At 40.3% G+C, this 13376-nt stretch carries 13 protein-coding genes; 4 read left to right on the forward strand and 9 right to left on the reverse strand.

From position 1 onward, the window contains the following. Window positions 1-163: 163 nt before the first annotated feature. The 8 genes from glmS to OSH00_RS13460 all read right to left on the reverse strand — a co-directional run bounded on the left by glmS (window position 164) and on the right by OSH00_RS13460 (window position 8570). Window positions 164-2002 carry a glutamine--fructose-6-phosphate transaminase (isomerizing) gene (gene glmS / locus OSH00_RS13425; RefSeq protein WP_266130840.1) on the reverse strand — a complete coding sequence of 613 codons (1839 nt, stop codon included), beginning with the start codon at window positions 2000-2002 and terminating at the stop codon, window positions 164-166. 12 nt (window positions 2003-2014) lie between these two features. Continuing rightward, the gene (gene glmU, locus OSH00_RS13430) at window positions 2015-3379 is read right to left on the reverse strand and encodes a bifunctional UDP-N-acetylglucosamine diphosphorylase/glucosamine-1-phosphate N-acetyltransferase GlmU (RefSeq protein WP_266130841.1); all 1365 of its coding nucleotides are present in this window, start codon (window positions 3377-3379) and stop codon (window positions 2015-2017) included. Between the two features lie 21 nt (window positions 3380-3400). Then, on the reverse strand, window positions 3401-3877 hold the full coding sequence (locus OSH00_RS13435; protein ID WP_266130964.1) for a phosphatidylglycerophosphatase A family protein: 477 nt from the start codon (window positions 3875-3877) through the stop codon (window positions 3401-3403). A gap of 22 nt (window positions 3878-3899) precedes the next feature. Further along, a complete protein-coding gene (gene thiL / locus OSH00_RS13440; RefSeq protein WP_266130842.1) occupies window positions 3900-4817 on the reverse strand; it encodes a thiamine-phosphate kinase in 918 nt (305 codons plus the stop codon). Between the two features lie 11 nt (window positions 4818-4828). Then, window positions 4829-5278 carry a transcription antitermination factor NusB gene (nusB, locus tag OSH00_RS13445; protein ID WP_266130843.1) on the reverse strand — a complete coding sequence of 150 codons (450 nt, stop codon included), beginning with the start codon at window positions 5276-5278 and terminating at the stop codon, window positions 4829-4831. A 3-nt stretch (window positions 5279-5281) separates the two neighbouring features. Beyond that, entirely contained in the window at window positions 5282-5752 is a 471-nt protein-coding gene (gene ribH, locus OSH00_RS13450) for a 6,7-dimethyl-8-ribityllumazine synthase (protein WP_004718750.1), read from the reverse strand. A 100-nt stretch (window positions 5753-5852) separates the two neighbouring features. Further along, window positions 5853-6974 carry a bifunctional 3,4-dihydroxy-2-butanone-4-phosphate synthase/GTP cyclohydrolase II gene (gene ribBA / locus OSH00_RS13455; RefSeq protein ID WP_266130844.1) on the reverse strand — a complete coding sequence of 374 codons (1122 nt, stop codon included), beginning with the start codon at window positions 6972-6974 and terminating at the stop codon, window positions 5853-5855. Window positions 6975-7265: 291 nt separating this feature from the next. Further along, complete coding sequence (locus OSH00_RS13460; protein WP_266130845.1) at window positions 7266-8570, reverse strand: hypothetical protein; 1305 nt, start codon at window positions 8568-8570, stop codon at window positions 7266-7268. Between the two features lie 59 nt (window positions 8571-8629). Between OSH00_RS13460 and serB the strand changes: the two genes are divergently transcribed. The 3 genes from serB to OSH00_RS13475 all read left to right on the forward strand — a co-directional run bounded on the left by serB (window position 8630) and on the right by OSH00_RS13475 (window position 11284). Next, window positions 8630-9850: a phosphoserine phosphatase SerB gene (gene serB, locus OSH00_RS13465; RefSeq protein ID WP_266130846.1), complete on the forward strand. Its 1221-nt coding sequence runs from the start codon at window positions 8630-8632 to the stop codon at window positions 9848-9850. A 425-nt stretch (window positions 9851-10275) separates the two neighbouring features. Next, window positions 10276-10590 carry a ciprofloxacin tolerance protein AciT gene (gene aciT / locus OSH00_RS13470; RefSeq protein WP_004825944.1) on the forward strand — a complete coding sequence of 105 codons (315 nt, stop codon included), beginning with the start codon at window positions 10276-10278 and terminating at the stop codon, window positions 10588-10590. Window positions 10591-10804: 214 nt separating this feature from the next. Then, complete coding sequence (locus tag OSH00_RS13475) at window positions 10805-11284, forward strand: SCP2 sterol-binding domain-containing protein (RefSeq protein WP_196075154.1); 480 nt, start codon at window positions 10805-10807, stop codon at window positions 11282-11284. Window positions 11285-11361: 77 nt separating this feature from the next. Here OSH00_RS13475 and dtd read toward each other — a convergent pair whose 3' ends face one another. Continuing rightward, on the reverse strand, window positions 11362-11802 hold the full coding sequence (gene dtd / locus OSH00_RS13480; protein WP_266130847.1) for a D-aminoacyl-tRNA deacylase: 441 nt from the start codon (window positions 11800-11802) through the stop codon (window positions 11362-11364). Window positions 11803-12074: 272 nt separating this feature from the next. Here dtd and pncB point away from each other — a divergent pair, with 272 nt between their 5' ends. Beyond that, window positions 12075-13301: a nicotinate phosphoribosyltransferase gene (gene pncB / locus OSH00_RS13485; protein ID WP_196075156.1), complete on the forward strand. Its 1227-nt coding sequence runs from the start codon at window positions 12075-12077 to the stop codon at window positions 13299-13301. The last annotated feature ends 75 nt before the right edge of the window (window positions 13302-13376 follow it).

The raw sequence follows: 13376 nt of genomic DNA on the forward strand, positions 1-13376 counted from the left end.
ATGATCAAATTAATTTAAAGCTTGATGGATTTATATACAGTCTTATATAAAAAAATCCACACATCCATGCTGTTTTCGTGCATGAATTGTGTGGATCTTTTACTATGGGTATATATATTAGATTTTATCGCTCAATACATATACTCAATATCGAACACATGGATTATTCAACAGTGACTGATTTCGCCAAATTACGCGGTTGGTCTACGTCAGTACCACGTAATACCGCAACATGATAAGACAACAACTGTACAGGAACACTATAAACAATCGGTGCTAACCACGTGTTGACGGCAGGCACATTGACAACATGTTGACGATCTTTATTGACGATTCCACTGTTTTCATCAGCAAACACAAATAATTCACCACCACGTGCTTGAACTTCTTCCATATTGGATTTGAGTTTATCCAACATATCATCATTCGGTGCAAGAATCACCACAGGCATATCATTGTCAACCAAAGCCAACGGGCCGTGCTTCAATTCACCCGCAGCATAACCTTCGGCATGGATATATGAAATTTCTTTAAGCTTTAAAGCGCCTTCCAAAGCAATCGGGAATTCTGTACCGCGACCCAAGAATAAACAGTGTTGTTTCTCTTTGAACAGGTCAGATAAACGTAAAATTTCCGCATCATTTTGTAAGGTATCAAGGATAACCTTCGGAATGTGCCATAAAGCAGAAGTAATTTCTTCAATAGATTCTGTACTAATGCTTTGCTTAACTTGACCAAGTTTCAGCGTTAATAGCATCAAAGCTGCAAGCTGAGTGGTGAATGCTTTAGTCGAAGCAACACCAATTTCAGGGCCAGCAAGTGTCAATAAGTGATGATTGGTTTCGCGAACCATTGACGATGTTGCAACATTACAAATGGTCATGGTGCAAATATTTAAGCCTTTTGCCTGAGCGCGTTTTTGTGTATCACGCAAGGCAGCTAAAGTATCTGCGGTTTCACCAGATTGAGAAATACAGATATACAGTGTGTGATCTACAATCACAGGGGCACGATAACGGAACTCGCTGGCAATCTCAACTTGGCAAGGCAAATCGATCAGTTGTTCAAACCAATATTTTGCGACCATTCCTGCATGGTAGCTGGTTCCACAGGCAAGAATTTGAATTTGGCGGATATTTTTAAAATCTAGTTCAGCATTTTGTAAAAAGTCGTCACGCAATGCATTGCCATTTAATGCCTGAGAAATGGTTTGCTGAATTGCTTCGGGCTGCTCATAAATCTCTTTAAGCATATAATGCTTATATTCACCTTTTGAGGCATTGCTTACCGCAGCATCTAACTCTTTAATTGGGCGTTCCACCAATTGATCATGCACAAAAACTTCAATTGTTTCACGCGTTAAACGTGCAATATCACCTTCTTCAAGATAGATAAAACGGTTGGTGACAGGTAAAAGCGCCAATTGATCTGAACTGATAAAATTTTCACCAATACCAACACCAATTACGAGCGGTGAACCTTCACGAACAGCGATCAATTCATTCGGAAAATCGGTATGAACAATGCCGAGTGCATAAGCACCTTTTAGCTGGGGAACCACCTCTTCAACAGCTTTGAGTAGACTTGATGTTGATTTGAGTGCTTCAGAAATTAAATGTGCAACAACTTCAGTATCTGTTTGCGATGTGAACACATAACCAAGCGCTTCAAGATCGTCTTTCAATTCTTGGTAATTTTCAATAATACCGTTATGTACAACCGCAACATGCCCAGAAATATGTGGATGGGCATTATTTTCTGTAGGTTTACCATGCGTCGCCCAACGGGTGTGGGCAATACCAAGTGAACCTAAAATATTGGATTCAGATATTGCCCCTTCTAAATTGGCAACTTTACCAACACGACGTTCACGCAAGATTTGTCCTTGATCGACAAGCGCAACGCCAGCTGAGTCATAACCACGATATTCAAGGCGCTTTAGACCTTCAATTAAAATATTTGTAATGCTTCGTTCAGCAACGCCACCAACAATACCGCACATATTAATATCCTCTTATTTCTTGACCTTTTGGGGACGTTGATAATTTTCTTTAGAAATTTGTTTTGCACGTTCAAATGCAAGACTATTGTCAGCGACATCATGGGTGATCACAGAACCTGCACCTGTGGTTGCGCCGTGACCAATTTTGATTGGGGCTACAAGTGAGTTATTGGTACCGATAAAGGCATTGTCACCAATAATGGTTTTGTGTTTATTGGCACCATCATAGTTACATGTAATAGTCCCTGCACCAATATTTGAGCCGGCACCAATTTCAGCATCACCTAAATAAGTAAAATGATTTGCTTTCGAGCCTAAACCTACTGTAGAGTTTTTAACCTCAACAAAGTTTCCGATATGCACTTCATCTGCAAGTTGAGCGCCTGGACGAAGTCGTGCAAATGGACCAATCTGGACATTCGAACCAATCACAGCATCTTCAAATACGCTATAGGCTTGAACTTTGGTACCCGCAGCGATTTGAGTATTTTTTATTATACAGCCTGCACCAATTTCAACACCATCACCAAAAATACAATTGCCTTCAACGATGACATTGATATCAATACGAACATCTGTGCCTACAGTGAGTTGACCACGTAAGTCAAAACGAGATGGATCAATCAAATGTACGCCTTGCTGCATCAATTGTTTGGCTTGATAGTTTTGAAATTCACGTTCTAAAGCTGCAAGCTGGATACGATCATTCACGCCTTCAACTTCAAATGCCAACTCAGGCTGAATAGAAGAAATTTCCATCCCGTCAGCCAACGCCATTGCAACGATGTCGGTCAGGTAGTATTCACCTTGCGCATTGTCATTACTGAGTTGAGGCAGCCATTCATGCAGTTTGGCATTGCTGACACAGTAAATACCTGTATTAATCTCTTTAATCTGGCGTTGTTCTTCTGAAGCATCTTTATGTTCAACGATTGCCTGAATTTTTCCTTCTTTACGAACAATACGTCCATAACCGGTTGAATCCTCAAGTGTCAATGTGACCAAGCCAATACCTGTTGTCGTAGACACATCGATTAAACGTTGCAAGGTGCTGTGTTGGACACAAGGGACATCCCCAGAAAGAATCAAGGAAATTCCATCTTTGGGTAAAACAGGTAAGGTGACTTTTACGGCATGCCCTGTACCCAATTGTTCAGTTTGTTCTACCCACTCAATATTTTCTTGTACAAATGCCTGTTGAACCAGATCACCGCCATGCCCAAAAATGGTAATAATATTTTTTGCTTGTAATTGTTTTGCTGTTTCAATTACATGACCGAGTAATGGACGTCCTGCTAAAGGTTGAAGTACCTTGGGTAATCGAGAGCGCATACGCGTTCCTTTACCTGCCGCAAGAATGATCACAGTTGTAGACATATCACACCTAACAGATCTGGCTTAAGCCATTTTAAAATATAAATAAATCATGATACATATTGCTGCCCAGACCCCTGCAATAATGTCGTCAAACATGATGCCAAAACCGCCATCGACTTTTTGATCAATGATGCGAATTGGCCAAGGTTTCCAAACATCAAATAAGCGGAACAATACAAATCCAACCACAACCCATATCCAATGCATTTGGCCAATATAGATTAAGGGAAGAAATGTAATGGATTGCCCTGCAAACTCATCCCAAACGATTCGACCATCATCATGCACATGAATAATGTCTGCCGTTTTTCCACAAATCCAGATTCCGACCAATGACATCATCAAGATGGCCAATATAGCGCCATAAAAGCCAATTGCAAGCCAAATCGGGATAAACAACAATGCAAAAGCAGAACCGAATGTACCGGGCGCTTTAGGTGCTAATCCAGAGCCAAAGCCAACACCGCAGAACACAATCAAGCGTTCAGACCATGTCATATTTTTAAAGACAATTGGAGGTTTATGCAAAGTGTTGGTACCCTTGAAGTTGCAGTGGATGGTCTAAGCCATCTTTTTCAAATACGATGCCATTTGATCGTGTAACTTTTCCAATAATTGTAGTGCTTACATTGGGTTGTAATTGCAAAAGTTTATCATAATTTTGCATACTTATTGTAAAGCATAATTCATAGTCATCCCCGCCAGCTAAAGCATATTTCCACTGCTGATTTTCACTTAAATCCCTTAAAGCAGGATTAATCGGGAGTTGATTTAAATTAATTTTAGCACCTACCTTGGAAGCGTCCAAGATATGTCCAAGGTCTTGAGCCAAACCATCTGAAACATCAATCATGCTTGATGCTAAACCTTTAAGCATTGCGCCAAGTTCACAACGGGGGGTTGGATAGTCCAGACGTTGTTGAAGAGGATGCCCTAAATGTTGTAGCGCAAAAGCAGCATCACCAATTGAACCACTCACCACAATCAGGTCATCCACTTGTGCCTGAGCACGTGTCACAGCTTGATCTTTTTCAATCCAGCCAAGTGCGGTTACCGTGATGGTAAGATGAGGGCTTTGTGTGGTGTCACCACCAATTAAACGTACCCCAAATTGATCACAACAATCATATAAGCCCTGACTAAAGTCTTTTAGCCATTCATGATCAATTTGGGCTAAGCTCAGTGCGAGAAGAATGCTGTGGGGTTTTGCACCCATGGCAGCAATGTCTGAAAGATTGACAGCGACAGATTTCCAACCAATGGCATGGGCAGAAGTGTCTAAGGGGAAATGTCGTCCTGCGACAAGTGTATCTGTACAAATCACCAGTTGGTGATTTAAAGGTGGGGTGAGCAGGGCTGAGTCATCTCCGACACCCAAGTCAACATCAGACAGTTGCTGACGGTTGAAATAGCGCTCAATAATTGAAAACTCAGCCATGTAAAAACAACTTATTTAGGTTGTTGTTTTTCTGCTTCACGCAGGCTTGTTGCTAAACGGTCTAATACACCATTGATGTATTTGTGACTGTCAGCACCACCAAAGTGTTTTGCCAATTCAATGGCTTCATCCAGTACCACGCGATATGGAATTTCAAGATGATCTTTGAGTTCATATGCGCCTAAACGTAATGTAGCAAGTTCTACACCGTCCAATGCATCAATTTCACGATCTAGAACTGGAATAAGTAAAGCATCCAATGCTTCATGGTTTGCAATCACTGTAGTGAGCAACTCATGATAATAGCCGAGATCCACTTTATGCATAGCATTTTCAGCACGTGTACGTGCTTCGATTTCATGCACAGGGTTGTGGCTCATTTGCCATTCATAAATCCCTTGTACAGCAAAGCGACGTGCTTTACGTTTTGCTGCATAAGTAGCTTGGAGTGTTTGCGACATGCTTTAAATTGCCTTTAACAGGTTAACCATTTCAATTGCAGTAAGGGCAGCTTCACCACCTTTATTACCTGCTTTTGTACCAGAGCGTTCAATCGCCTGTTCAATACTATCCGTAGTCAATACACCATTAATTACAGGTAAACCAGTATCTAAACCAACTACACCTAAACCTTTGGCACATTCACCTGCAACGAAGTCGAAATGTGGTGTACTTCCACGAATCACTGCGCCAAGTGCGATCACTGCATCAAACTTACCAGAAGCCGCCAATTTTTTAGCGACAACAGGAAGTTCCCATGCGCCAGGTGCATGAACGACAGTGATATTATCGTCGCTTACACCATGACGATGCAATGTATCAATTGCACCTTCTAATAAATGTTCAACAACAAAGCTGTTAAAACGACCAACTAAAATCGCGTAACGGTCTTCGCTCGCGAGATGTAATAAACCTTCAATTCGGCGAATCGCCATGGCAACCTCGATAATTTAACAGATAAGTTATTTTACAGACTTCTTGGATCATACGCTGTTTTTAATACGACAACATAGATTCAAGCCGTCATTTTAAAAATTATGAATCCATCGCTTGTTCAGCAGTAATATACTCAACCACTTCAAGATGAAATCCTGACAATGCATTAAAACGAAGCGGTGAACTTAACAACTTCATTTTTTCTACGCCTAAATCACGTAAAATCTGAGCACCGACACCAATCGTTTGATATTGCTGAGAAAGTACTGCATTTGATTTGGTCGGCTTTGGTTTGCCCAATGCTTCTAGGGCGGGACCTAAATCTGATAAATGGCGTTGTCCAATCCAGACCAAAACACCACGCTCGCTATGGGCAATCGTTTTCAGTGCTTTATCCAGATTCCACGCAGGCTCACCATCTTTTTTATTGAGTTTGAGTAAGTCGCGTGCAGGATTGAAACCGTGTACACGTACAGTGGTTACACCTTCTTTAGGCTCACCTTTCACCAAAGCCAAATGAATATCCGGGTTGCCAATTTCACGGTAACGGTAAAGATCAAATGTTCCATATTCAGTATCAATGCTTTGCTGATCCAAACGTTCGACCGTTTGTTCATTGGTCATACGGTAATGGATGAGATCGGCAATGGTGCCGATTTTTAAACCATGCTTTTCAGCAAACACTTCAAGGTCTGGTCGACGTGCCATCGTACCGTCTTCATTGATGATTTCGCAGATCACTGAAGCTGGTTCTAAGCCCGCTAAACGAGACAGGTCACAACCTGCTTCGGTATGCCCAGCACGGTGAAGTACACCACCCGGTTGTGCCATTAATGGGAAAATATGACCTGGCTGTACAATATCAGAAGGTTTGGCATGTGCAGCAACCGCAGTTTGAATGGTATGTGCACGTTCTGCAGCAGAAATACCTGTTGTAATACCGTTGGCAGCTTCAATTGAAAGTGTGAAGTTTGTGCTGTGCTGTGCACCGTTGTGATCGACCATCAACGGTAAATCCAGTTGCTTACAGCGATCACGACTCAAGGTCAAGCACACAAGACCGCGTGCATGGGTAATCATAAAGTTGATGTCTTCAGGACGTACATGTGTGGCAGCAATCACCAAATCGCCTTCATTTTCACGATCTTCGTCATCCATCAGGATAACCATTTTCCCTGCACGGATATCTGCTACAAGCTCTTCAACGGTATTGAGCGGCATCAACCTTCACCTTTTTGTTCTGTCGTGTGACATTTTCATTGAATTCATTCGGCACATAGTCTAACGCGTTTTTACGTATTTTGCCTATGCTTATCATCTTCCTTTATAGCTCATAGTTATACACAAGCTTGTAGGGGTATGAAAAGAGAAGGAAAATTGATTTATGCGGATTTTGAACAAACATTAAACGCTTATTTCGAAAAAAATAAGATGAGCTTATTCGTATTCAAGCAGATAAAAATAAAAAAGCGCTCTACCTTTATAAGTAGAACGCTTTTATAGTGATTTGAATTATAAATCTGAAACAGGTTCAGAACTGACGTTTTGTTTTTTTCCTTTTAGAATTTCTGTACGAATATTTTGTGCAAGCTCAGCACACTCATTATTCATTCCATTAATCATAAAGGCATGGCGTGTCAGTACGTTGGTCGGATTTGGCAAGGCAACCAATTGATAGCAATCGCCGATATGTTTGAGTTGATCATTGCTTAAGTACAGTGCCATTTCTTTGGCAATTAAATGATTCACCAAGCGTTCTGCTGCATGTTTAGCATCCAACTGCATTGCTTCTACAGACGTGGTCACGGCACAGCGTGTTTGTAAAACGAAGCGTTTGTCTTCACGATAGCGTTTATACAGAACCTCTGACAGTAATTGGAACACTGAACCGATCATCAATATGGATTGTGCCGCATTGGGCTTTTCAGCATCAACACTCAAGATCGCACCATGTTGATTAAAGGCTTGATGAATGACGAAATCTTTAGAGTTGAGTTTGAAATGTTGAGCACAAAGTTCAATACTTTTATTCAAGAAAATCTGACATAAGTTGAAATAAGGCACAGATACAGACTGATTGACGGTATTCATCAATTGTTTTGGATCATAATATTGAATATTCAATGCAAGAATTTCTTGATCATCATCGACAGTAGACGTGACTGCAACTTTAGGCTCAGGTTTGATTTTATTTTGTGTCTGTTGTTGTGCTTGCGCAATTGCTAAGGTGCGATTGGCTTTTTCAGCCTCCAGCGCCTCAGTTAATTGTTGAATCTCATGTTTCAGGCGCGCTTCATTATTGATTCTGGCCAGATATTCACTCCGTGTCGGTCGTGCAATAGCGCGATAAGCCAGCCAAAGGAAAGCATGGATCAAAAGTGAAACGAGAATCGCCAGCCATTGTGTCCGTAAAATCTCACCAATACTTGGTTTGATTAAAGTGATTTCAATGGTGCCGACTTTTTTCTCGTTCTGCAATGCATCTCGAACAAACACTTCACCTTGGCGAGTTTTTGCCATGCCGCTGGTTGCAAGAACCTGTTTTTTAGCATCAAGTATTCGAATCGAAGCAACGCTCGGATTGGTCGCATAACGATTTGCCAACAGTGCCAATGAAACTGTATTTGCAGGTTCAAGCTCAGACAGACTGTCTGTGACCAGTTGGCTGGTCATCAGTTGCCCTTGACTGGCACGGTTTTCATTTAACTGATGTGTTGTTGCAACTACCAATAAAAAGGTATGAAATGCAAAACTTACAATAAGTAGGCTAGCAAATAGCCCTTGTCTTGGCGCATTCAACGTAAACTTCCAAAGCAAAAAATTTCGATTTCGATTATGATTCTTCCAATTGTTGTAGCTCAGACCCGAGTCAATTCATGCGAGAAATCATTCTTATTTCATTTTTAGGACCTGACCAACCCAATCAGTTTACTCGATTAATGCAAGTGTTGTCCGTACATTCTTTGCAAATATTAGATGTAGGGCAGGCGGTCATCCACAATCAATTGACTTTAGGTATTGTAGTGTCGTCAAACGACCAGACTGCAACAGCTTTAGCAATGAAAGACATTCTTATTTTAGCACATGATATTGGGCTAACCGTTCGTTTTAAACCAATTCCAGGTACAGAATATGACCAATGGGTAAGTGAAGGTGGACGTACCCGCTATATTGTGACGGCATTGGCACCAGAATTAACCGCTGCACACTTACAAGCTGTAACAAATATTGTTTCAAGTCAGGGATTTAATATCGAAACAGTGACGCGTTTGTCTGGTCGTCCTGAGCGCGGAGGACATCAAGATGTACTCAAACGTTCATGTGTTCAATTTGGCTTGAGTGGGCAAATGCTGGATGCGCAAGCGATGCGTGCAGCTTGTTTGCGTCTTTCGGCTGAACTGAACATTGATGTGGCTGTGCAGGAAGACAATGCTTACCGACGCAATCGCCGTTTAGTCTGCTTTGATATGGACTCGACTTTAATTGAACAAGAAGTGATAGATGAGTTGGCTAAAGAAGCGGGTGTGGGGGATAAGGTTGCTGAAATCACAGAACTTGCAATGCAGGGTGAATTGGATTTTCAGCAAAGCTTCCGTGCACGTGTGGCCTTGTTGAAAGGCTTAGATGCTGATGTTTTACCTCAAATTGCCGCACGATTAACCATTACCGAAGGGGCAGAGCGTTTAATTTCTACTCTGAAATCTTTGGGCTATAAAACTGCAATCTTATCGGGTGGTTTTCAATATTTCGCAGAATATCTACAAGAGAAATTAGGTATTGATGAAGTTCATGCCAATATTCTTGATGTAGAAAATGGTCAAGTCACGGGCGAAGTAAAAGGGCATATTGTGGATGGTGCGCGCAAAGCCTATCTATTGACTGAATTGGCTGAGAAAATGGGAATTTCGCCAGAGCAGGCGATTGCTGTGGGTGATGGCGCAAATGACTTACCGATGCTTTCTATTGCTGGTTTAGGCGTGGCATTCCGTGCTAAACCTTTGGTTCGTCAAAACGCCAATCAGGCCATTTCAAGTGTGGGCTTAGATGGTGTACTTTATCTCTTGGGTGTACATGATAAAGATCTTACCCGTGCTTAAACGCTTTTACTGAGAGTGTAGAAAAATGAAAAATAGCGACATGATGTCGCTATTTTTGTTTGAAAATGAATCACTTTGCTGTCATCAAACCTAAATAATACATTTTGGTAAAAAGATTCGATTTAAAACTTAAATTTTTTTATTTCTACAGAAAAGCAACATGTATTTTTTTGTAATGACACTGCATGATTGATGGCAATTAGATTGTGAGAAAAACATGATTCTTAAAAAATGTAATGACAAATGAATGTTGCGACAAAGTGTGTCGTTTAGCAGAAAAACAGCACTTTCCTTCTCATAAAAACCATACATAATGCAATGCATAAGCTTCTATAAGATGGTTAAAGAAAAATTATAAAGCTTGAACTTGTTGTGAAACACCACTTAGACGGTTTATGAGAGACATCATTTTGACGGAGGTTGTTATGGTATCAGCGACATTTGCAACATTGATTGGATTCGCTCTAATTGCTGCAGCGTTGGCTACTGTTTTCTTTTCCCCTTATCGTCATTGGTTAGGGTTTATGTTTGCGGGTATGATCTTCTGGGGCACTCTAGAAGCAATGCGTTACAGCGTACAGAATATTTTCGATCTTTCGGTGGCATATAGTTATTTAACGGCAATTATGCTCGCAATGTCTGCATTGATTGCGTTGTTATTGCGTGAAGATAGCCGTGCTCAAAAAGCATTGGCAAATCGTCAATATATTGAACACACCCCAGTCTATGAAGATGAATAAGTATTGAGTGAACAGAATGAGAATATGCAAACCAAGATAACAATAGTGACTTTAATTACACGAAAAAAATCAATTTAGACATTTTAAGGTATATCAAAATGGTATACCTTTTTTCAGTTTATACTTTGTTCTCAAAGCCATGTCTAAGAAATGACAAGTTATGCTAGGATGAGCAAATTCGGATCTAATTTAAAAAACAACAGGCTTAAATGTCATGAAACTTTCTGCAATTCCAGTTGTGAAGTTACCAATCGTTGATGCAAGTACAGATCCATTGGATTTACTTGTATTGGGTTTAGCGCTTCGTATGAAACAATTGGCGCGTACCAGCCCAAAATTTATTGAATTGACCCATGATCGTCAGTTCCGTATCCAGATTGGTACAGACTTAGGCGTGGCTCGCCAAATCATTGTCAATAACGGTCAAATTGATACAGTTTCAGGTGCTGAACAAAAAGCGGATTTCGTTTTACAGTTTGCTGACAGTGATCAAGGTGTGAAAACTTTGGTCAAAGGTGATCCAACTGCATTTATGACGGGTATGCAAAACGGCACGATTAAAATGGAAGGTGATTTTAGTTTGCTGGTGTGGTTTAACCAAGTCGCCAAGTTAATCCCGCCGAAAGTACCAAAATCTGTCAAAGAAAAAATCAAATTGGCACGTCAGTTCTTAAAGGAAAAGACCGGTCGATAATTGGTTTTCAAGCATTAAAAAAGCCCATTCGGGCTTTTTTATATTTTAAACAGTGAGTTTGTGTTGTGTATGCGAGCTTATTCAACCTCTAGGTTGAAGGTCACAGGCCCATCATTGATCAAATGAACTTTCATATCTGCTGCAAAGATTCCTGTTTGTACATTTGCAAATTGTGATTGCGCATATGCAACCAATTGTTCATACAATGCTTTGGCTTCATTAGGTGGCATTGCTGGTCCAAAGTCAGGACGCAAGCCCTTTTGTGTTTGTGCCATTAAGGTAAACTGTGAAACCAGTAGAATTCCACCATTGGCTTGGCTGACATTCCAGCCCATTTTTCCTTGCTCATCATCAAAAAAGCGATATTTTAAAATCTTATCAATCAGTTTTTGACCTTTTTCAAAGTTATCTTCTTTACCTAAACCTAAAAAAACCAAAATCCCTTTTTGGATTTCTCCAGTGACTTCACCATCAACCACGACTTTGGCTTCTAACACTCGTTGTAATAATGCACGCATAGGAACAATAAGACTAAAATATGATAGGGCTATTCTAACAGTAATAGATCATCAAGATTGTCTAAAATGCACCACTTATAAAACTTTATAAATATTTGAATAAACGAATCTTTTGCTTAATTATTCAGCGTTTTTTGATCAGGGAAAGATAATGATCTTAGAGGTTTAAGTGCTGTTGAATTGCAAATATAGCAATTCACAATCAAATGATTACGTTATGCCCTTCAAAAATATGCTTTAATAAAAAAAGCATAGCGAAATTACAAACAGATATGGCGCCAATCATTCAATCTTTGCTGGATACCGATTTATATAAATTTACCATGTTGCAAGTGGTACTTCATAAATTTCCTCAAACCCACAGTGTCTACCATTTCCGCTGCCGTAATCTGGATGATACCGTTTATCCGTTAACGGATATTTTGGAGGATTTGAATGAGCAATTGGATCATCTTTGCTTATTAAAATTTAAAGAAGACGAATTACAATATTTACGCAGCATGCGTTTTATCAAAAGTGATTTTGTTGATTATCTAGAATTATTCCAGCTGAAACGGCGTTTTATCAAAGCCGGGATAGATGAAGAAGGTCGTTTGGATATTTGGGTAGAAGGTCCAATGGTTCAAGCGATGATGTTTGAAATCTTTGTTCTTGCGATCGTGAACGAGCTTTATTTTAGCCGTATTCGCAATGAAGGGGTGTATGCTGAGGGTGAACGACGTTTACAAGCCAAAGTTGAGTTATTAAAGAAATTTGAACAGCAGCAACAGGCGGATAAGCCCCCATTCTTGGTGTCTGATTTTGGTACCCGTCGCCGTTATAGTTTGGATTGGCAAAGACATGTGATTCAAACGTTTCATGAAGCAGTACCTCATGTTTTTAGAGGAACCAGTAATGTTCTGTTGGCAAAAGAGTTAAATATTTATCCAATTGGAACAATGGCCCATGAATTTTTGCAAGCTTTTCAAGCTTTAGATGTGCGTCTAAGAGACTTTCAAAAAGCGGCTTTGGAAACATGGGTACAAGAATATCGTGGAGATTTAGGTATTGCCTTGACCGATGTTGTTGGTATGGATGCATTCCTGCGGGATTTTGATCTGTATTTTGCCAAACTGTTTGATGGTTTACGCCATGACAGCGGTGACCCTTTTGAATGGGGCGATAAGGCATATCATCACTATCGTAAATTAAAAATTGATACCCGCGCCAAAATGCTGACTTTTAGTGATGGTTTAGATATAGAGCGGGCGTGGGCTTTATACCAATACTTCAAAGATCGTTTCCAAGTGAGTTTTGGTATAGGAACCAATTTGACCAATGATATGGGGCAAACCCCACTGAATATCGTTTTAAAATTGGTGGAGTGTAATGGTCAGTCTGTCGCGAAAATTTCTGATAGTCCAGGAAAAACCATGACGGATAATGATACATTTCTGGCGTATCTGCGACAGGTCTTTGAAATACCAGAAGTTGTCGATGCAGAGAAAAATGATATCTGATTTTTTGCTAAAAGAAGGTGAAAAATCAGCTTATTGGGAAAAAACACTGTGCTAAGATCATGACTATTCAGGGTC

This window comes from Acinetobacter nematophilus, assembly GCF_026344175.1.
Taxonomy (GTDB): Bacteria; Pseudomonadota; Gammaproteobacteria; order Pseudomonadales; family Moraxellaceae; genus Acinetobacter; species Acinetobacter nematophilus.

Excerpts from the sequence above, each read along its gene's own strand:
- glmS (WP_266130840.1), bottom strand. The coding sequence starts at position 2,002 with ATGTGCGGTATTGTTGGTGGCGTTGCTGAACGAAGCATTACAAATATT.
- glmU (WP_266130841.1), bottom strand. The coding sequence starts at position 3,379 with ATGTCTACAACTGTGATCATTCTTGCGGCAGGTAAAGGAACGCGTATG.
- OSH00_RS13435 (WP_266130964.1), bottom strand. The coding sequence starts at position 3,877 with ATGACATGGTCTGAACGCTTGATTGTGTTCTGCGGTGTTGGCTTTGGC.
- thiL (WP_266130842.1), bottom strand. The coding sequence starts at position 4,817 with ATGGCTGAGTTTTCAATTATTGAGCGCTATTTCAACCGTCAGCAACTG.
- nusB (WP_266130843.1), bottom strand. The coding sequence starts at position 5,278 with ATGTCGCAAACACTCCAAGCTACTTATGCAGCAAAACGTAAAGCACGT.
- ribH (WP_004718750.1), bottom strand. The coding sequence starts at position 5,752 with ATGGCGATTCGCCGAATTGAAGGTTTATTACATCTCGCGAGCGAAGAC.
- ribBA (WP_266130844.1), bottom strand. The coding sequence starts at position 6,974 with ATGCCGCTCAATACCGTTGAAGAGCTTGTAGCAGATATCCGTGCAGGG.
- serB (WP_266130846.1), top strand. The coding sequence starts at position 8,630 with ATGCGAGAAATCATTCTTATTTCATTTTTAGGACCTGACCAACCCAAT.
- aciT (WP_004825944.1), top strand. The coding sequence starts at position 10,276 with ATGGTATCAGCGACATTTGCAACATTGATTGGATTCGCTCTAATTGCT.
- OSH00_RS13475 (WP_196075154.1), top strand. The coding sequence starts at position 10,805 with ATGAAACTTTCTGCAATTCCAGTTGTGAAGTTACCAATCGTTGATGCA.
- dtd (WP_266130847.1), bottom strand. The coding sequence starts at position 11,802 with ATGCGTGCATTATTACAACGAGTGTTAGAAGCCAAAGTCGTGGTTGAT.
- pncB (WP_196075156.1), top strand. The coding sequence starts at position 12,075 with ATGGCGCCAATCATTCAATCTTTGCTGGATACCGATTTATATAAATTT.